The organism is Enterococcus sp. DIV0008 (assembly GCF_050542615.1).
Lineage (GTDB): Bacteria > Bacillota > Bacilli > Lactobacillales > Enterococcaceae > Enterococcus_D > Enterococcus_D innesii.
In genome coordinates this window covers 2,704,745-2,724,114 of the sequence record NZ_CP172937.1, presented here as the reverse complement: position 1 = coordinate 2,724,114, position 19,370 = coordinate 2,704,745, and the positions used below count along the sequence as shown (strand labels likewise).

The 19,370-nt window shown below is 42.9% G+C and carries 21 protein-coding genes; 15 read left to right on the top strand and 6 right to left on the bottom strand.

The annotated features are described in order from the left end of the window. Positions 1–153: 153 nt before the first annotated feature. Genes IGI84_RS12775 through IGI84_RS12765 form a run of 3 tightly spaced genes read right to left on the bottom strand, consistent with a single transcriptional unit; the run spans position 154 to position 2,707 of the window. Entirely contained in the window at positions 154–927 is a 774-nt protein-coding gene (locus IGI84_RS12775) for an ABC transporter permease (protein ID WP_086291731.1), read from the bottom strand. Positions 928–932: 5 nt separating this feature from the next. Continuing rightward, positions 933–1,736 carry an ABC transporter permease gene (locus IGI84_RS12770; RefSeq protein WP_220426435.1) on the bottom strand — a complete coding sequence of 268 codons (804 nt, stop codon included), beginning with the start codon at positions 1,734–1,736 and terminating at the stop codon, positions 933–935. After that, entirely contained in the window at positions 1,733–2,707 is a 975-nt protein-coding gene (locus tag IGI84_RS12765) for an ABC transporter ATP-binding protein (protein WP_081117895.1), read from the bottom strand. Before IGI84_RS12765 ends, IGI84_RS12770 begins: the two co-directional genes overlap by 4 nt. A gap of 390 nt (positions 2,708–3,097) precedes the next feature. Here IGI84_RS12765 and IGI84_RS12760 point away from each other — a divergent pair, with 390 nt between their 5' ends. After that, a complete protein-coding gene (locus tag IGI84_RS12760; protein WP_096741662.1) occupies positions 3,098–3,766 on the top strand; it encodes a CPBP family intramembrane glutamic endopeptidase in 669 nt (222 codons plus the stop codon). A 46-nt stretch (positions 3,767–3,812) separates the two neighbouring features. Here the strand turns inward: IGI84_RS12760 and IGI84_RS12755 are convergent, their stop codons facing one another. After that, complete coding sequence (locus IGI84_RS12755; protein WP_096741661.1) at positions 3,813–4,604, bottom strand: helix-turn-helix domain-containing protein; 792 nt, start codon at positions 4,602–4,604, stop codon at positions 3,813–3,815. A 233-nt stretch (positions 4,605–4,837) separates the two neighbouring features. On the opposite strand from IGI84_RS12755, the gene IGI84_RS12750 reads away from it, so the two are divergent. The 3 genes from IGI84_RS12750 to IGI84_RS12740 all read left to right on the top strand — a co-directional run bounded on the left by IGI84_RS12750 (position 4,838) and on the right by IGI84_RS12740 (position 7,627). Further along, complete coding sequence (locus IGI84_RS12750) at positions 4,838–5,851, top strand: acyltransferase family protein (protein WP_096741660.1); 1,014 nt, start codon at positions 4,838–4,840, stop codon at positions 5,849–5,851. A gap of 177 nt (positions 5,852–6,028) precedes the next feature. Continuing rightward, positions 6,029–7,093, top strand: coding sequence for a DUF1002 domain-containing protein (locus IGI84_RS12745; protein ID WP_081117899.1), 1,065 nt, complete (start codon positions 6,029–6,031; stop codon positions 7,091–7,093). 162 nt (positions 7,094–7,255) lie between these two features. Continuing rightward, on the top strand, positions 7,256–7,627 hold the full coding sequence (locus tag IGI84_RS12740) for a YccF domain-containing protein (RefSeq protein WP_010749951.1): 372 nt from the start codon (positions 7,256–7,258) through the stop codon (positions 7,625–7,627). A gap of 258 nt (positions 7,628–7,885) precedes the next feature. Here the strand turns inward: IGI84_RS12740 and IGI84_RS12735 are convergent, their stop codons facing one another. Further along, positions 7,886–8,737: a MurR/RpiR family transcriptional regulator gene (locus tag IGI84_RS12735; protein WP_005228428.1), complete on the bottom strand. Its 852-nt coding sequence runs from the start codon at positions 8,735–8,737 to the stop codon at positions 7,886–7,888. Positions 8,738–8,889: 152 nt separating this feature from the next. Here IGI84_RS12735 and gnd point away from each other — a divergent pair, with 152 nt between their 5' ends. From gnd to IGI84_RS12680, 11 genes are all read left to right on the top strand, one after another. Beyond that, positions 8,890–9,789: a phosphogluconate dehydrogenase (NAD(+)-dependent, decarboxylating) gene (gnd, locus tag IGI84_RS12730; RefSeq protein ID WP_081117900.1), complete on the top strand. Its 900-nt coding sequence runs from the start codon at positions 8,890–8,892 to the stop codon at positions 9,787–9,789. An 11-nt stretch (positions 9,790–9,800) separates the two neighbouring features. After that, on the top strand, positions 9,801–10,802 hold the full coding sequence (locus IGI84_RS12725) for a D-isomer specific 2-hydroxyacid dehydrogenase family protein (protein WP_081117901.1): 1,002 nt from the start codon (positions 9,801–9,803) through the stop codon (positions 10,800–10,802). A gap of 15 nt (positions 10,803–10,817) precedes the next feature. Next, positions 10,818–11,921: an iron-containing alcohol dehydrogenase family protein gene (locus tag IGI84_RS12720; RefSeq protein ID WP_220426432.1), complete on the top strand. Its 1,104-nt coding sequence runs from the start codon at positions 10,818–10,820 to the stop codon at positions 11,919–11,921. An 11-nt stretch (positions 11,922–11,932) separates the two neighbouring features. Then, positions 11,933–12,766 (top strand): PTS mannose/fructose/sorbose/N-acetylgalactosamine transporter subunit IIC, encoded by an 834-nt coding sequence (locus IGI84_RS12715; protein ID WP_081117903.1) that lies wholly within the window; start codon positions 11,933–11,935, stop codon positions 12,764–12,766. A gap of 19 nt (positions 12,767–12,785) precedes the next feature. Further along, positions 12,786–13,643 (top strand): PTS system mannose/fructose/sorbose family transporter subunit IID, encoded by an 858-nt coding sequence (locus IGI84_RS12710; protein WP_008380577.1) that lies wholly within the window; start codon positions 12,786–12,788, stop codon positions 13,641–13,643. Between the two features lie 18 nt (positions 13,644–13,661). Continuing rightward, positions 13,662–14,168, top strand: a complete 507-nt coding sequence (locus tag IGI84_RS12705; RefSeq protein WP_005228434.1) for a PTS system mannose/fructose/N-acetylgalactosamine-transporter subunit IIB — start codon at positions 13,662–13,664, stop codon at positions 14,166–14,168. A 102-nt stretch (positions 14,169–14,270) separates the two neighbouring features. Continuing rightward, entirely contained in the window at positions 14,271–15,146 is an 876-nt protein-coding gene (locus IGI84_RS12700) for a hypothetical protein (protein ID WP_220426431.1), read from the top strand. A gap of 24 nt (positions 15,147–15,170) precedes the next feature. Next, positions 15,171–15,626: a PTS sugar transporter subunit IIA gene (locus tag IGI84_RS12695; protein ID WP_220426430.1), complete on the top strand. Its 456-nt coding sequence runs from the start codon at positions 15,171–15,173 to the stop codon at positions 15,624–15,626. 20 nt (positions 15,627–15,646) lie between these two features. Further along, positions 15,647–16,744, top strand: coding sequence for a mannonate dehydratase (gene uxuA / locus IGI84_RS12690; RefSeq protein ID WP_220426429.1), 1,098 nt, complete (start codon positions 15,647–15,649; stop codon positions 16,742–16,744). Continuing rightward, positions 16,741–17,358 carry a bifunctional 4-hydroxy-2-oxoglutarate aldolase/2-dehydro-3-deoxy-phosphogluconate aldolase gene (locus tag IGI84_RS12685; protein WP_430600434.1) on the top strand — a complete coding sequence of 206 codons (618 nt, stop codon included), beginning with the start codon at positions 16,741–16,743 and terminating at the stop codon, positions 17,356–17,358. The genes uxuA and IGI84_RS12685 overlap by 4 nt, the downstream gene beginning before the upstream one ends. A 96-nt stretch (positions 17,359–17,454) precedes the next feature. Continuing rightward, positions 17,455–18,177 carry an HAD family hydrolase gene (locus IGI84_RS12680; RefSeq protein ID WP_220426427.1) on the top strand — a complete coding sequence of 241 codons (723 nt, stop codon included), beginning with the start codon at positions 17,455–17,457 and terminating at the stop codon, positions 18,175–18,177. Positions 18,178–18,439: 262 nt separating this feature from the next. On the opposite strand, the gene IGI84_RS12675 is transcribed toward IGI84_RS12680, so the two are convergent. After that, positions 18,440–19,234 (bottom strand): AraC family transcriptional regulator, encoded by a 795-nt coding sequence (locus IGI84_RS12675; protein ID WP_220426426.1) that lies wholly within the window; start codon positions 19,232–19,234, stop codon positions 18,440–18,442. Between the last annotated feature and the right edge of the window lie 136 nt (positions 19,235–19,370).

The following is a 19,370-nucleotide window of genomic DNA, read 5'->3' as shown; positions in this document are numbered from 1 at the left end:
TTAAGGGGATAAATATTTACAGTATATCAGGGACGGGATTGCTCAAATAAAAAAGCGACTGAGCAATTTTACAATTATCGAAAAGAAAAAGAGCATCAATCATTAGAGGATGTGTCTTCAATGATTGATGTCTAAAAGGGCTTCTTGCTTGTTCTATGAACCCGTTGAAATATAATTCTTCAAACCTACTCGCCAAAAGAAGAAGGCGGGAAAGGCAAAGAGCAGACAAACCAACGGCGATAAGATCCACCAAGGATTAGTTACGCGACCAATGACATACAAAAACGGATAATACTGAAACCAAGCCATCGGCACGACGTAGGTCAACAAACGCAAGACGTGTTTTCCGTAGATACTAAATGGGTAGCGACCAAACTCGCGGGCACCATCGGTAAAAATATTCATAAATTCAAGTCCTTGGATCGTAAAGAAGGAAATGGCAGCATACACTAAGAACAATAGGGCGAAAAAGAGGGCGCCGCAGACGATCATTAGAAAAAGAGTCAGGACATTTCCAAAATGCCAAGCAATTCCACTATTGGGAATCGCATAAGCAAACAACAGCAAGGCTTGAATAAAACGACCGAGACGCGAGAACTCCATTTTGGAAGCTAAGACTTGAAAGATCAAGGAGCGGGGACGCACGAGTGCCCGATCGAACTCGCCATTACTGATCATTTGTGGAAAAAGATCGAACCCGCGAAAGAAGCATTCCGCAATCGAAAAGGCAAACAAAACCGTCGCAAAGGAAAGCAGGACTTCCTCAAAGGTAAAGCCATCCACTTGATGAAACCGCGTAAACATAAACCAAATGCCTAAAAAAGCAGTAAAGGAACCTAGAAATTGTCCCAAAGCAGTTAACATAAAGGAAACTTTATACTGCATCTGACTTTTGATATGAATACAAAAATAATGCCAATAAACCATATTCCTTAACCTCCTTGCACAACGACACGCTTGAGTGCCTGATGCAGCCAAATTTTTCCGATCACGATCAAAAGTACGAGCCAAAAGACTTGTAAGAGCAATGCGGAAACCAGCGCAAAGCCAGTCAGATCCCCATTGTAAATTCGCAGCGGGACGTTTTGCATGGAAGCAAAAGGCAATAGTTCCACGAATTGGCGAAAAGGCTGCGGAAAGAAAGGCAGAGGAATGACCCCGCCAGCTAAAAATTCACCGATGGAGCTGATGACGATCCGCACCCCGATGGAGGATAATGTATAAAAAGTTGAGATGTAGACCAGCTGCGACATAGCGATCACTACACCTAAACTCAGCACCATAGACAAAAGAAACAAGAACAGGGCAGCGACGTTTGTTGGCAGAATCAAGCGATAAGGGGCTGGTAGTAAAAAAGCAATCACAAAAATTGGTCCGCAACGCAAGAGGGCTTTTGCTAAGCGATTGGCAGCCGATTGGCAAAACCAGCGATTGTATAGCTCCATCGGCCGCACAAGTTCGTAGGCGATCGACCCTTTGGTGATGGTATCGAAAATTTCTGCCTCAAAGAACCACAACATAAACAAGGATAAGAAGGCTTGCTGGAGCCAAACATAGGAGACGGTTTGTTGAAAGGTCATGGGAAAGGCACTAGGATCTGCTTGGTAAAAGGCGTGGAATGCCAGAATCTCCATCAAGCCCCAAGCTAGTTGTGTAGCCATCCCGGCAATCGCCGCCGAGCGGTATTGCAAGGTATTGATAAAGCGAATGCGGAAAAATGCCTGATACTTCCTCATATTTGATACTCCTGATACAGCTTGGCGACCATTTCTTCGGCGGTGATACTGGCAACGGCCAAATCGGTGATCTCGACTTGATTGCTGAGCAGACTGAGCAGCTGAGCGACTGACACTTCTTTGGGATCAAGCTTCAGAACCAGGCGACCAACGTCTTTTTGAAGCAGCTGGACATTTTCTGGCAGATGGGGCTCCTTCCCTTGATAGTCGATCTCCAGCGTTTTGACATCAGAAAAACGATGCTTTAGTTCATCGAGGCGACCATCCAGCAAAATTTGCCCTTTGCCGATCAACAGAATTCGTTGTGTCAGCGCCTCGATATCTTGCATATCGTGGGTCGTCAGGATGACTGTGGTACCTTTTTCTTGGTTTCTTTTTTTGATGAACTGACGCACAGCAATTTTTGATACAGCATCTAAACCGATGGTGGGTTCATCAAGAAATAAGATTTTGGGGTCATGGAGTAAGGAGGCGGCGATCTCACAGCGCATACGCTGACCGAGACTCAAGGAACGAGCCGGGGTTTTTAAGATCTCACCTAAATCTAGTAAGGTGACTAATTCTTCTAGGTTGCGCTGATAACTAGCAGCGTCAACTTTGTAGATATCACGGATCAAATCAAAGCTGTCATTGACGGGGACATCCCACCAAAGTTGACTGCGCTGACCGAAGACGACGCCGATGTCTTTGACATGTTGGATACGTTCTTGCCAAGGGGTACGACCATTGATGTGACAAACGCCTTGATCAGGGGTCAAAATCCCACACATGATTTTGATGGTGGTACTTTTTCCAGCACCATTAGGCCCGATGTAGCCAACCATTTCGCCCTCATTGATGGTAAAGCTGATGTCTTGCAACGCATGGACGGTGGTGGTTTCACGAGAAAGAAAGGCTTTGGCTGCTTGGCGAAAGCCGCTTTTTCGCTTGGATACTTGGAAGGTCTTGCTGAGGTGTTCTACTTGGATCATTTGGATTCACTCACTTTCTTTTGACAAACGCGACAAAAAGAGCATTCGAAATCGAATACTCGCAACGAGTTGGTCCAAACGAACATGGTTGGGGCAGCGGTTCGTCAGCCAAACAAAAGTAGGAACAGTGTAGCATAAGAGAGCGCTTTTTTCAAACATTACTTATATTTTTTTGAGAGCAGCAAAAGAAAAAACGTGGTTTATTGGATAAAATACGCAAAATAACTGTTTTTATTTTTTATTTGTTGTAAATACTGAAGAAACTCAGTATCATTAGAAACAAGCCGATAGCGGCTTGCTTCTGGATATATGGGGAACCAAGTGATGAGCTGTGTCATGATTTGTCGTAACCCAATCCTGCAAAATGCAATGAGAAAAAAGGAGGAGAGCATGAAAGCAGTAAAGAACTTATTTATTTTGATTGGCTTATTCTTACTTAGTCAAGTAGGGATGACCGTATTCAGTGTGGTAAAAATCTATTATTTGGAAGCCGGAGAGCCGAGGATTCCTGCGATGATGAGCTACGGATTGATTGCCTTGCTTTTGGCAAACATTGGCCTGATGATGTATTTGGCTTGGAAGCTAGGACTTGCCACCTTTGACTTTGGCTGGTCAACGAAGCGCAACTGGTTATGGATCATCGGTGGCTTTGTTTTAGGACGAGTTATTGCTGTTGGTGGTACCATGTATCTGCAGCATATTTCCGATCAAGAAGCGACCGCCAATGATGCAGTGTTAGGGGAACTGTTTACAGGCGAAAATCCGCTTTTGATCTTTCTATTGATCGCCGTGGCGGCGCCAATCATGGAAGAGATCGTTTTCCGGGGTGGATTCATCGGCCTTTTATTCAAGAAATACCCGATAGTCGGGATCATCTCAAGTGTGGCGGCTTTTAGTATCATCCATTCCGTCACCAATCTGGTCGAGTTTCTAATTTACGGTGCTATGGGATTGATCATGGCGCTGATTTATGTAAAAACTAAGCGCTTAGAAACAGCCATCGCCATGCATTTTCTCAATAACGCCTTGGCAGCGATCGCAATGATCTTGTTAGGATAAGAAGTCAGCAAAAAACCACCGATCAAAACGATTCGGTGGTTTTTGTTTACTCTGGCAGTTGTCCTTGTTCAAAGGGTAATTGTTCCAGTTCTTCTGCAGTAAAGAGGAGATCGCCTTCGTCTTCGATAGAAAATGTGTCACCTGCTGCAGATTTTTGATAGGCGCGTGCTTTATTCATATTACGAAGATAAAGATCCTTGCCTGCATTTAATTCTGGTGCAGCTAAATTGTCTTGGCGATTGCTGCGAATGACGATTTTACTTGTTTGCGTGCCAAAATGAAAACCGCGATGACCAAAAGCCATTAATTGGCTGGCATTTTCGCTGCTGTATTCTTTATAACCCGACAGACGGCCCGTTTTTACCAATGGCCGATCGATCGTATAAGTGATCAAGTATTCCGTATCTTCAGGCAGCTGAATCACTTGTCCGGTTTCCTGATTCGTTATCTCAGTGGCAGGCAAGTGGTACTTTTTAATAGAAGTGATCGTTAGGTCTTCTTTTGTGAAAAAGACTGGATCGATCCAAAATCCTGCCAGCAAAATCGTACTTAAGCTAATACTGAGAACAGTCAAAAGGGCGATCAATACGAGGCCAATTCGTTTGCGGTGGGTGGTCAGATTGAGTTCTTGCACCATCTGCTGATCTTCTTTTAATAAATAGTCCAAGGTCAATTCAAAATAGTTGCTCAGCTTGACTACTTGATCTAGATCAGGATAGCTCTTGCCGTTTTCCCATTTTGAAATCAGTTGCCGAGTGACAAAAAATTCCTGCGCCAATTGTTCTTGTGTGAGATTTCGTTTGGTGCGTTCTTCTTTAATAATTTTCCCAATATCCATGTGTCTGTTTTGCCTCCATCATTCTTTCTATATTATAGCAAACTCTTTTCTATGCGAACGAGGATCTATGAAATTAGCGATGCAACAAAGGGTAACATCCTTTATTTATCAATGTTTCTACTTGTTGCACTGTCTTTCTATCCTGGAAGCTTTCAGTGCTGGTCATAAAAAGAAAGGGTCAGTAAAGTGAAGGATGTTTGATCAAATTTGACGGAGAAAGGAGAAACGATTGAATGAAGACAAAACAACCTATGGTTCCAATTGGCTACATCCAATTCATCGCTTCCTTACTGGTGATTCTCGTTCACTGTGGTCGACTGGCGGAAAACAACGGGCTTCATTTTTTGTTAAAGAGTCTCTTATGTCGTTTGGCGGTTCCTTTTTTTCTGCTGCTGAATGGCTATTTTTTTCAAAAGAGCACCTGTTCATGGCAGCAATGGTGCAAACGACAACTTAAGTTATATTTGCGTTGGTCGATCGTGTATCTTCCCTTAGGCTGGTTTTATTTAGGAGAGCAAAATCTTGCCGATCCATTACGGGTCATCGGTTTGGTTGTTGGCTTTTTTACTGTAGGCATTTGGTATCATCTCTGGTATTTTCCAGCGTTGCTCTTTGGCATGTGGTTAGTACGGAAAACCCGCTTTCTTGGCTATCGGCGGCAGTTTTTACTGGCGATCAGTTTGTATGTGATTGGCTGTCTTGAAACGTACAGCAGTTATTTAAGTGGACCTTTATTAGTATTTTATCAAAATTATCGGACCCTATTTTTTACAACGAGAAACGGTCTTTTTTATGGGTTTCTTTTTTTGCTGTGCGGGTTTTGTTTAGGTGAACACCAGAAACGTCCTTTTTTCACGAAGCATCTTGGCAGAAAATTCGCGGTCTCTCTTTGTTTATTAGGCATTGAAGGTCGACTGGTGTATCTCAATCAGGGGGACGATAAGAATTTCATGCTGTTCTTTGTGCCGACGACTCTTTTTTTCCTTGCTTGGCTGATCAAGCAGCAACCACAAAAGCGGACTTGGCAAGCAAAACAAGCAGCTGAGGCTAGTCGATTGATCTTTCTGAGTCACCCGCTGTTTCTGGAATCCGGGAAAGTCTTTTTTTCACTCACAGGGTTTCCGTTGTTCTTTTATACGATAGCTTTAACGGGAGCCTTTCTTAGTTTGAGGAAAGTGGGCAGCCGTTTGAAATCCTATGCGGTTGGTTTTGCTAAAAAAACAGTTGATGAAAAGAAAAGCGTCTAAAGTATTGCTGTACCAAGGATAATACCAAATTGTGCCTTTTTTAAATAGCAGCAGAGTTCTAAGTTTTTCTTCATTTCAGACCCTAGACGTAGGCTTTGCAAGAAAACCTATAGTACAATAACAGCAGTAAGTGGGAAAAATCCCTGAAAAAGAGATCAACACTTGGAGGATATAGTGATGAAAAAACAGACTCGAAAACCAGCGATGATTTTAGCGACTCTCTTGGTATCTAGCCAAGTTTTATTAGCAGCACCACAAGTTTTTGCTGACGAAACCAATTCAACGACCAGCAGTTCCACTGCAACAAGCAGTTCTACTGCAACGACAGCCACTACCGACAGTCAGACGAGTACCTCTGACAGCAGTTCAGATCGTTTGCAAGTCAATGCCGTGGCGATCGGAAATGCCTTGACGAAAGCACAAGAAGACTACACACTTGAACGCCTGGGCATTCAAGGCGAAACACCGATTTATACGACAAACGGTACTGACTTGATGAAATACATTCCCGATGGTGGCTTTACCGCAGATTGGGCGGTCTATAGCTCGGTCAGAATGCAGACGCTAGAAAGCGGAGCAGGAATCACTGTCGATATCGCGACACCAGATAACATTACCCGCATCACCGCAGCCCAATATCAAAATGCAGCGCTGACGGCAGGGATCACTGATGCGAAGCTAACGGTAGCTTCTGCTGTACCGATCGACGGTTCCGGTGCTTTAGCTGGGGTATACAAAATCGTTGAAGAATCAGGCGGCGTCATCAATCAGAATCGAGTAGCTGTAGCTCAAGATGAGATGGATGTGCTTTCTACGATCACCGAAGAGAACAAAGACAAAGAAGGCTATTCCGATGAAGCATTGAATGCAGCGCAAGAACAAGCGAAAACCGATTTGGCTGCTCAAACCGCAGATGGTACGGAATTAACCCAAGCAGACATTCAAGAGACAGTAGAAAAAGCCTTGAAGGACAACGGACTTGAAGGAATCGTTACGGAAAATCAAATTTCTGAATTGACCTCTTTAATGAGCGACATGCGAGACAACAATATCTTCGATGACTTCATCAAAGAATTGGATCTATCAGAAGCCCGCAAGCAAATCGAAGAAACCTCTAAGGGCCTTTGGGAAAATATCAAGAGCTTTTTTAGCGGCATCTGGTCTTCGATCACCGGTGTCTTCGGCAATGACTCAAATGAGTCCAACAATAGCAGCGAATCAACCGTTGATTCTGGGCAATAAGCATTTTACAAAATAACACATTTCGCTCGTATTAAGAAAAAAGAGAAGCGCGCAGGGGAAGGATCACCAGACGATAGCGCATGTCTGAGTGCTAACGATGCCCCCTGCTTTCTTTGCTAAAACAGGAGCAGTCTTTATTAAAAAAAGAAGGAGGGCAATCAGATGAATTTTTTAGGCAACGTGATTTGGTTTGTCTTTGGCGGCTTGATCGGTGCGATCTCATGGTTTTTGGCTGGGTGTTTATGGTGTATCACCATCATCGGCATTCCCATTGGTCTGCAATGTTTTAAGTTTGCGACGTTGTCACTCGCACCATTTGGGAAAGACATCGTTTACCGTGGCGGTGGCGTGTCCGTGATTCTAAATATTTTATGGTTGATTTTTTCTGGTATACCACTGGCTTTAGGACATTTAGCTAGCGCAGTCATTCTAGCCATCACGATCATCGGCATTCCATTTGCGGCGCAATCATTGAAAATGGCGCGCTTAGCGTTGATGCCCTTTGGAGCAGAGATTGTGTCTAGTCGTTATTGATTTACCTAAAAAAAGATAGTCTTAAAAAACCACATTACAGAGCGGATAGCTTTGTGATGTGGTTTTTTTGCGACCATCAGCAAGAGTAAGGGACAAGATTTTTGGCAGGCTCAGCGCATTTGAGATTCAGAACTGAAGAAGTTGTTAAGAAACCAAAGAAGAGTACAGAAAAAAGCACAAGTTTTTTTTGCATATCAACTGTGATTCACAAAAGATTTAGCGAAACACAGAAAAATGTTAAGTTTTTTTCTTCCCTTCTCAGGGTTCTTTGATTTTTGAAATGGAGCGCCGAATTTTGGCAATCGATTGTTGCGCTTTGTCTCGATTAATAAACATTAAGATGACATAGAGGGAATCCATGATGCTCAGTTGAGCGATTCTGGATGCCAATGCCTCTGAGCGAAACTCAGTTTCTTCGGAAATAGAGATGAAAACCACGTCGCCGAGTTTGGCTAAAGGGGAAGCAGCATGGCTAGTAATGACGATAATTTTGGCACCATTGTTTTTGGCAACTTGAGCTAGTTCAATGGTTTCTCTTGATTTTCCAGTATGAGAGATAAAAATGCCGCAATCATCTGGCGTCAACAATGAAGCCTCCATCAGTTGGATGTGATAATCACTGCTGTGAAAAACAGTGATCGGCGAGCGCAAAAATTTGTGATAGGCATCGGTTGCCACGATCTCTGAACCACCAACGCCGAAGAAAAAAAGTCGTTTAGATTGATTGATCATTGCAGCAGCAAGCTTTAAATCTTCTTCTTTCAAAAGATTTTTAGTATCAGTCAATGTGGTCATATTGGAATCAAATACTTTTTGAGCCATAGTCAATTCATTATCAGACTTCTGGATATTTTCATGGATCGAAATGGCAGAAAAATCATTTTCCTGCATTAGCATTGCCATTTTGAAGTCTTTAAATCCGTTGTAACCGAGTTTTTTTGTGAATTGAAAAAAGGTCGAATCAGCGATGCCTAATTCATTGGATAAATCACTGATTGAACTGTGGCTGACTTTACTAGGATTTTCCAAAATGTAGTCGGCAATCGCTTGTTCTTTGAGACTTAAGTCTTTATAAAGCGTTTTTATTTGCAGGCGAATCGAAACAGTCAAAGACGGTTACCTCCTTTATATGAACATTATTATCTTTGTATTGTTACGTTACCTCTTTTAAAGAAAAAAAGCAAATAAAAATTATTTTTATTTTTTATGTTTACAAAAAAATATTTTTTTGTATAATGAAAGTATGAAATGGAGGCGCTGTCATGGAGATAGGAATTATCGGACTTGGAAAAATGGGATTGAACTTGGCCCTCAATTTAAAAGATCAAGGTTATCAAGTAAAAGGGCTGGATCTTTCGATACATGCGCAGAAAACAGCGCAAGAAGCTGGAATTACACTCTATCAAACGCTAGCTGATTTGACGAATTCTTTTAGCGGCCGACAGATTTTATGGTTGATGCTTCCTGCGGGAACGGTGACTGAGGGGATTCTTGAAGAACTATGGCCCCTTGTATCAGCGAAAGATATCGTGATTGAAGGCGGAAATTCTAATTACAAAGATTCGATTCGCCGAGCAGCCTGGTTTAAAGAAAAAGAGGTGCATTACTTTGATTGTGGGACTTCTGGTGGGGTTTCCGGAGCTAGAAAAGATGCATGTTTGATGATTGGCGGGAATGAAATCGCTTTTTCAGAAGTGGAATCTTTGTTTGCAGATGTGGCTATTTTAGGAGGCTACCTTTACGCAGGGGAATCAGGAAGCGGTCATTTTCTAAAGATGGTCCATAACGGTATCGAATACGGAATGATGCAAGCGATCGGTGAAGGCTTTCAATTGATTGAACAAAGTGCCTATGACTTTGATTTGGCTTCCGTCGCAGAGGTATGGAATCATGGATCTGTTATTCGCAGCTGGCTGATGGAAATCGCAGCGGCCCAATTTAATGAGAGCCCTAAGTTGGAGGAATATCGCGGGGTTGTTGCAGCTTCTGGTGAAGCTAGGTGGACAGTGGAAACGGCTTTGGAGATGAATGTTGCTGTACCGACGATCGCTATGAGTTTGTTTATGAGAAATTTGTCCCAAGAAGAAGACAGTTTCTCAGCAAAAGTCGTCTCTGCGCTAAGGAATGGTTTTGGTGGTCATGAGATTGTTGCAAAAGAGTAAGGAGGAAGAATATGGAACAGTTTAAGATCGCTATAGTGAATTCCAGCAGCTTTGGAAAAATCTTTCCGCAACATATCGAGCGGTTGCAAGCAATCGGAACTGTCAGTCATTTCACGTTCGATAGCGAAATCAATGGGAAAGAATTAGCAGAAAAGCTTAAGGGATATAACATCATTATAGCAAGTGTTACCCCGTTTTTTACCAAAGAGTTTTTTGAGTACAAAGATGAATTGCTACTGATCACACGCCACGGGATCGGCTATAACAATATTGATTTAGAAGCAGCGAAGGACCACCAAACGATTGTTTCGATCATTCCAGCTTTGGTCGAGCGAGATGCAGTAGCAGAAAATAATGTGACCAATCTATTGGCGCTTCTGCGCTGTACAGTTGAATCGAATACAAAGGTCCGCGAAGATCAATGGGAAAAACGAGCGGACTTTGTCGGACGGGCATTATTTAACAAGACGGTAGGAGTGATCGGTGTCGGCAATACTGGAAGTTGTGTAGTAGAAATATTGAGAAATGGTTTCCGCTGCGAGGTTTTGGCATACGATCCATATAAGTCCGCTTTGCATATTCAAAGCTATGGCGGAAAAAAAGTCGAGCTAGACGAGCTGCTAGCAAAATCAGATATTATTTGTCTATGTGCTAACTTGACGGAGGAAAATTATCATATGATTTCCTTTGAAGAAATTTCAAAAATGAAAGATCAAGTGTATCTCTCCAATAGTGCCCGTGGCGCACTTTTGAATGAAGAGGCAATTGTAAGCGGATTAAAAAGTGGGAAAATCGCTGGTCTTGCCACCGATGTCTTAGAGGAAGAGCCTGGTCATAAAGATCATCCGTATTTAGCTTTTGAAAATGTAGTTATGACACCGCATACATCAGCTTATACTATGGAATGCTTAGAAGAGATGGGAAACAAATGTGTCACGGATATTGAACGAATCGTTAAGGGACTGCTGCCAGACCGTGCTGTTCAAGCGGAAAGTCGGTTTTTAGCTGTATAAAGGAGAGTGAAACTCGTGCTAACGGATTTAAAAGTAAAGGTTGGACCGCAAGTTTATCGTTACCATGAAGGCGCGATCGACTATGTGCCGGAAGTATTAAAAGAGTACAAAGTAAAACGCCTGCTGCTCGTACATGGAACGGTTTCTTGGGAAAAAGCGAAACCAAAATTACCCTTTTTAGAAGATGCGCATTTGGAAATTTTTTATCATCGCTACACAGGAGAATGTAGTTATTATGGCGCTGGACTGATTGCTGATCTTGTTGAAGAACTGGCGATCGATTTTATTCTGGGGGTTGGCGGCGGGAAGTTAGCCGACTTAGTGGGGTATGCAGCACATGTAGTCAATCGACCCTTTGGACTGATCCCAACATTGGCCAGCAATTGTGCACCATGGACACCCTTGTCTGTCATGTATAAAGAGTCAGGAGAATCTGAAGGAAAGTCGGAACACTATTTAAGACAGGCTGCTTTTTTGATTACCGATCCGACGTTAGTGATCGATGCACCAGTCTCCTACTTTATCGCCGGTTTAGCAGATACGTTGGCAAAATGGATTGAATCGGAAGCAATCTTAGCCCAACCACATTTGGAAAATGAGCCCTTCTTGCAAATGGCAGGCTATACAGCAAAATTATGCGAAACAGCTATTTTGACACAAACGAAACAAGCGATTGAAGATATGAAGCAGCAGGAAGTGACAGACGCCTTTTGTCATTTGTCGGAGATCGTTATTGCAGTTGCTGGAATGGTAGGCGGGCTAGGCGATAAATATGCCCGCAATGCAGCGGCGCATGCGATGCATGATGCCATCAGTAAATATCTGCCTGAGAGTCATCGTTTTCTTCACGGGGAAAAGGTTGCCTATGGGATGTTTTATCAATTAGCCCTTGAAGAAAAATGGACGGTCATCGATCAGTTGATCCCCTTTTATCAAGAATTGCACTTACCAATGAGTTTACATCAAATGGGTATTTTTCCTGAAGATGCACAGGTCATCGATCAGTTGGTGCAGTTCATAGATTCGAAAGAAAAAGTACACTTGATTCCAGTCTTAATCACCAAAGAATGCTTGAAAGAAGCTGTTCTTGATTTAGAAAACTATTTGAAAGAAGTTTAGGAGGAGGAAAAATGGATACATTAAGTGTTACACAAAGTTTACTGATTGCGCTGTGGGTTGCAGCAGTCATGTCTCGTTGGCTCGGCGGAGGCGCCACACTGACTTTACGTTTTTCACCATTGATGACGGGATTAGTTGTCGGACTGGTGATGGGAAATGTGGCTCAAGCCATGATCGTCACTGCCGCTTTACAAATGATTTACATGGGGGTATTTTCTCCTGGCGGATCCATGCCGGCGGAACCTTCGATTGCTGCGGCGATTGCCGTACCGGTAGCTTTGCTAGGAAATCTGCAACCAGAAGCAGCGATTGCTGTTGCCGTTCCTGTTGGGTTGCTAGGGAGTTATTTGTATCAGTTCCGTTTCTTTATCAATACCTTCTTAGGAAAGTATACGGATAAAGCAGTAGAAGATCTGAATGCCAAAGCAATGACTCGTTCAATTATTTTATACCCAACGTTGGCTTCATTTATTTTATTTGTTCCGCTGGTATTTATTGCACTTTATTTAGGCGCTCCACTGATTGCTGATGTCATCAATGCCCTTGAGGGGACAGTCGTTATCCATATTTTAGAAGTAGTCGGTGGCGGATTGGCAGCGATCGGGATTGCAACTACCGTCTATGTGATCGGTCGAAAAGATTATATGGTCTTTTTCTTCTTGGCCTATTTCATGAGTGTAGTTTTCAGTTCGCTGGAAATTACCATGGTCACCTATGCGATTTTTGGTATTTTAATCGCGTTGATTTTTGTTCAGTCACAAAAAGGAAAATTGGCCCCAGCCCCAGAAACGAATACAGCATCACCATCCTTTGATGATGACGATGACTATGATGACGGGTTCTAATCGATAAGGAGGAGCAGTAATGACCGAAATAATTCAAAAAGCGCAAGGCGCACCGGAAGAAATCACGAAGAAAGATGTCACAAAAGCATACCTAAGATGGCATTTCGCCAATGAGATCCCGCATTCATTTGAACGGTATTTATCACCCTCGCTTTTATACGCCATGATGCCGATTTTGCGCAAACTTTACAAAGACGATGAGGCACTGAAAGCTGCCTACAAACGCCAACTGCTGTTTTTCAATACCCAGCTGAGTTGGGGTGGCGGAGTCATCACTGGGCTGATGTCATCAATGGAACAACAGCGGGCCGAGGAAGAGCATGAGAAAAAAGAGATCTTGATGCAAGATGATCTAATGTACAACACGAAAGCTGGTTTGATGGGGGCTTTAGCAGGAATTGGGGATGCCATCGACTCAGGAACCGTTCAATATATCTTTATTGCGATTGCCGTCCCTTGGGCACAGCAAGGAAGTCCGCTAGGTGCGTTGTTCCCATTCATTTGCTTTGCACTGTATCAAGTTTCTCTAGGAATGTTTTTCGCCCGTCAAGCATTTTCGATGGGGCGCAATGCAACTGGTTTGATGCAGAGTACAGGCGTCCAAACCGCAATTGAAACACTGTCGGTTCTCGGTTTATTTATGATGGGGGTTCTGGCTGGAAACTATGTCAAAGTCAGTTCTTCGCTACAGTTTGATATTTCTGGACGAGAATTTATTATCCAAGATATCCTTGATCAGATTGTACCAGGGATTTTGCCGTTAGCAGTTGTAATGGGCGTCTACTGGTTCTATACAAAGAAAGGATTAAAAGTCACGCAAGCATTACTATGGCTGACCTTGATTCTGATTATTTTAGCCGGTGTCGGTATTTTATAAGAAAAGGAAGTGTCAAAAATGGGTGTAGTAAATTTAGCACGAGTCGACGAACGATTGATCCATGGGCAGGTCATGATGACCTTATCGCAAAAAAGCGGAGTCAACTCGATCTTTGTAGTGGATGAGGTAGTAGCTAAGGATAAGTTCATGCGGGAATTATACAAAAATGCCGGTAGCCGCACAGGGCAAAAAACGATCGTCGTGACACCAGAAAAAGCCAAATTTTACTGGGATGAATACAACTTCAAAGATTACAACTGTATTTTGATCGCTAAAACCGTCAGTGTGATGTACGACTTAGTCAAACACGGCGTGCCAATGAAAGAATTGAACATAGGCGGTATCGCCCAAAAAGATCCTGAAAAGGACCTTCTCGTTACAAAATCTGTTTATTTAAATCAAGCGGATGCGCAAAAACTCAAAGAAATGAACGAAGCGTACGGTGTGGAATCAATCTATTTTCAAGCAACACCTTCTGCACCGAAATCAACACTTAAAGATGTGTTGAAGCAGTTCAATTTGTAATCATTGAGCGAGTTCGTCATCTGTTGAAGAGGAAGGCGGAGGATCTTATAAAAAAAGAGTTCCTCCTTCCTTGTCGGTAATTTGTGAATAGGAGAATTCGCCATGAATCAAACAGAAACATTTCGTGATTGGCTTTTTCGTTATCGGTATGTCTACCAGTCGCGATCCACGGATAAAAGCAAACAAAGATTTTTGAAGGCACTCATCGCAGATATCATTCCGTTTCGCAAAGATCTTCAGGTGATCGAATATGATCACACGAAAAAAAACGCCTCACGCAATTTGTATGTTGGCGATCTGACCAAAGCAAAACGGATCATCTGCACATATTATGATACACCGCCACAGCATTTCGGCGATTACCATTTTTTTGATCGGCAGGAGCAAGGGCGCAAAACAAATCAATTTATTCTGACTGCTTCAGCAGTGATGATTCTTTTAGGGGTGTTGGGTACCTGGCTTTATATCCACTTTGCCTCAGGGAGATTTCCCTTGTTGTCATGGCAAACAGCGCTTTTTGCTTTAGGAGTCGGTATTTATTTTCTACTATTAAATCGCGTAAGCCGCGGGGCAGGATTTGAGCAAAATTTGACCCGCAATACATCCTCTATCTTAGCGCTGCTGTCACTGATTAGTCAAAACAGTCAAACAGCGACTGCCTTCGCATTTCTTGATGAAGGAAGTTACGGAGAACGCGGGTTGGAAGTGTTACGTGATTCAGCAAGGCCGAATGCGAAGATTTATTATTTAGATTCTATTGGTGCCGATGCGCCGATTCGAGCTATCGGCAAGCAATTCAATGAAGGGCAACTGCAGCAGCTGGCGATCGAACACAGCACTGAAGCGATGGGCAGCATCAACTATCTGTTTTGTGCAGAAAAGCAGCAGGATCAGACGTATGTGTTGCCTAGAAAACAATTAAAGCAAAAAGAGCTGAATAGTAGGAATATGCAAAAAGTCCTTGCATTATTTGGTTAGGAAGCGAAAAAGGAGGAACAACATTTGTTAGGAATCGTATTGGCAACTCACGGACAGCTGAGTACTGGTTTTAAAGATGCCGCAGAGGTGATCATGGGCAGTGTCGAAAATATTGCGGTCGTTAATTTGAACCACGGAGAGGATATTCAGCTTCTGGGAAACAAAATCCATGAAGCAATCCATGAAACAGATCAAGGGGACGGTGTATTGGTGTTTGCTGATCTATTGAGTGCGAGTCCCTACAATCAGTCGGTTGTAACGATCAATCAATTAGATGAACCACTTCAGGAAAAGACGTATGTGATCGGCGGGGTGAATTTGCCGATGGTATTAGAAGCGATCAATCACCAATTTTTGGCGACACCGATTGAACAGGCGGTGGCAGCAGTGATCCAGCAAGGAGAAAACAGTGTAGCGCTTTGGCACAATTCTTCGGCAGGTGATAGTAGCAAAGAAACTGATGAGGACGATGATTTTTAAAAACGAAAGGATGACAGCAAATGCAATGGGGGTTTCGATGGTACGGGGAAGGGGATACGATCCCGTTAACGAATATTCGACAAATTCCAGGAATGCACGGCATTGTAGGAACACTTCTGAATAAAATGCCCGGAGATGTCTGGGAGATTTCCGAAATCAACGCACTAAAAGCATCAATTGAAAAAGATCATCTTTCGCTATTAGGGATTGAGAGTGTGGCGATCCACGATGCGATCAAAGCCGGAACAGAGGAACGGGATCACTACATCGATCATTATATTCAAACGATTCGGAATTTAGCAGCTTGTGATGTACATATGATCTGCTATAGCTTCAAACCGATCTTCGGCTGGGCCAAAACAAACCTATTTTATCAAAACGAGGATGGCAGTTTCTCCTTGCTCTATGATCAAGCCGTTGTAGATGATATGGAACCTAGTGAGATGTATACGTTGATCCATAGCCAATCAAAAGGCTTTAAATTGCCAGGCTGGGAAGAAGAACGACTGAAAAAGTTCCAGCGTTTGATGGCAACTTATGAAGGGGTCACTCAAGAGATCCTCTTTGATAACTTAAGCTATTTCTTAAAGCGGATCATTCCTGTGTGTGAAGAAGTAGATGTGAAAATGGCGATCCATCCCGACGACCCACCTTGGGAAATTTTTGGCTTGCCACGGATCACCAAAAATTTAGAGGACTTGAAAAAAATCATGGCCATCGTGGATTCACCTTATAATGGGGTGACGTTGTGCACCGGTTCGTTAGGTGCCGATCCAGAAAACGACATGGTGGAGATCGTTCATGCCTTAAAAGGCCGCATCAACTTTGTTCATTTCCGCAATGTGTTGTTTATGGGGGAACGCAAATTTAAAGAATCTGCCCATCTTTCCACTGAAGGATCGTTAGACATGTATGCCATCATGAAAGCCTTGGTTGAGGTCGGTTTTGATGGCGTCATCCGTCCTGATCACGGACGGACGATCTGGGGGGAAGTGGCGATGCCAGGCTATGGTCTGTATGATCGCGCGATTGGAATCAGTTATCTTCAAGGGCTTCATGAAGCCGTCTTGAAAGAACAAATACAATCGAAGGAAACGAAGGGAGGAAAGAGTGTATGACACTCTATGAACAATTGGCAAAAACAAGGGTATTGCCTCTTTACACTGCAACGGATCTTACCTATTTGCCAGTAGTAGAATCACTGCTGATTGAGCATGAACTGTATTTTATTGAAGTGACCTTCCGCAGTGACCTTGCTTTAGCAGCGATTGAAAAACTCTCTCAATCGGGCAAATTGATCGTAGGCGCAGGCACGGTACGCACCTTAGAACAAGCGAAAGCAGCAGTTGAGAAAGGGGCGCGCTTTATTGTTTCCCCTGCTCTTGTACCTGATGTGGTGGAATTTTGTCTTGCCAAAAACATTCCAGTATTTCCAGGAACAGCTACCCCAAATGACATTCAACGAGCAGCGGCTTATGGCTTATCAGTTGTGAAATTTTTCCCCGCGGATATCTACGGAGGCTTGTCGGCGATCAAAGCCCTCAGCGGTCCGTTTTATGATATTCGATTTGTCCCAACTGGTGGCATCACTCTCGAAAATATGCAAGACTATTTATCTGATCCGCAGGTGCTAGCAGTTGGCGGCTCCTTCATTCTTTCAGAATCACTAGTAAAAGAAGGTCGGGAAAAGGCTGACAGCCATTTGGCGCATGTAAAATCATTGCTAAGTTGAGCAGTCAGCTGTAAATAAACAAGGTGAAGCAATGGGTGCCAAAGGATTTTGGTACCATTGCTTTTTTATTCGCAGAAAAGTAAAGGAGGCTATAGGATGAAAAAGATAAAACTGGTGATTTTTGATATGGACGGTTTGATGTTTGAAACAGGTCGTCTAGCTTACCGCGCTTATTTAAGCGCCGCGGAGGAATATGATTTTGAAGTTTGCCAAGAAGTTTATTATTACCTGACTGGCAGAACGGAAGCCGATATTCGTAAAGGGATGCAGGAACTTTATGGCAGTACGGTACCAACGGATCGGTGGCGAGCAGCGATGAATCGTCAGAAAGAAGTGATTTTAGCTGAAGAAAAACGGGTATTCAAAAAGCCCGGCCTTCTTGATCTGTTGGAAGCATTAAAAAAACAAGATTGCTTGATAGCCGTGGCATCCTCTTCATCGAAAGAAAAAATCAAGGCGTATTTTGAAATGGAACAGATGCCAGATTGGTTTGACACGGTGGTTTCTGGGGATCAAGTGCGAAAGGGCAAACCTGATCCAGAAATCTTTCTAACAGCTTGCCAACAATTAGGCGTAAAGCCTGAAGCAGCCTTGGTGTTAGAAGATTCTCTCGCCGGCATAAAAGCCGCAAAACAAGCCGAGATCCCAGCTTTTCTGATTGTGGATGATTTGAGTGCTTTGCCAGTCAAAAAAAATGGGAAGTATCCTTTGCTTAAACAGCCAAAACTTGAGCAAGAAGTAGCTGCACAGGTGAAAACTTTTTCTGATCTGACGGAAGTCAAAGACTGGCTAGTCGTGAATCATTTTTCTTGGGCTTGATCAATATTTAAAGAAGCTTCGATCAAGCAAACGGTATTAGGCAAGAACATACGGTGCTGTAAATCAGGGATAGTGTTGCGGAATCGGTAAAACAACAAAGGTTTATTTTGGCAATTGTTTTTTTTCTGCTCATTTCTCTATGAAGAAGGGGAGCGTTAGAACGTTTTTCACTACTTTCTGGGAACGTGGCAAAAGGTTGACTAGAATAACGAGTAAGATTGTAGCAGCTCACTTTATAGGTAAGTGAAGCTGCTTTTTTGCGCTATTCCTTCAGCAACGAAAAATGAGCATTGTGTTTTAAGCGGTATTCTTTCGGAGTCAGTGAGGTCAATGCTTTGAAATTTCGATTGAAGGTTCGCACGTTTTGAAAGCCAGCTTGTTCTGCTACTTCCGTAATCGGCAAGAGACTATGGGTCAGCAAAAAAGAGGCATGGCGAATTCTTGCTTGATTCAAAAGCCGAGGAAAGGTGCTTTTCAATTTATCAGTGATCATTCTGGAAACGTAGACGCTACTATAACCGATACTGCTGCTTAGTTTTTCGAGCGTCAGCTCTTCTTTGAAGTGTGACTCGATATAGGCAAGCAGCTGGATCAGGATATCCTCTTGGTTTTTGGCTGGTAGTAAAGTCGTTTGGTGCTCAAAAAGGTAAAGGACTTGATACAGTGCCGATTTTCGTAAATAGAGGGAATCCGTTTCAAATAAAGGATAATACAGCTGATTTGCGACAGACGGATCAATGGTGATAACGGGATCTGACAAAGCGAAATCTTTGGTTTTGGCATAAAAATCTGGAATAAACTCCGGCGAAAAAACCAGAATATGCAGTTGTGATTCCTTAGGGGTTTCGATGGCATGGGTCTGGTAAGGCATGACTAATAACACTTGGCCAGTTGTAAGGACATAGGGACTTTCTTCAATTTTGACAACCGCTTCGCCGTCACTACAAAAAAGCAATTCAAAGGAACGATGAAAATGTTCCATGTAATTAAGCGAGTAGGGATGGTAACTGGAAACGCCTAGATATTCGCCAAAATGGTATTCTTCTAAAATGGTCACGCAATCTTTCCTCCATTTTTTGTCTATCGATGTGTGGAAATCGTCCTGTGAATGATAGCGATTTCATTTTATAATTATGACAGTTCAGCTGAAGAAAGTAAATAGAACAATGATTAGTGAATATTTTTAAAATGGA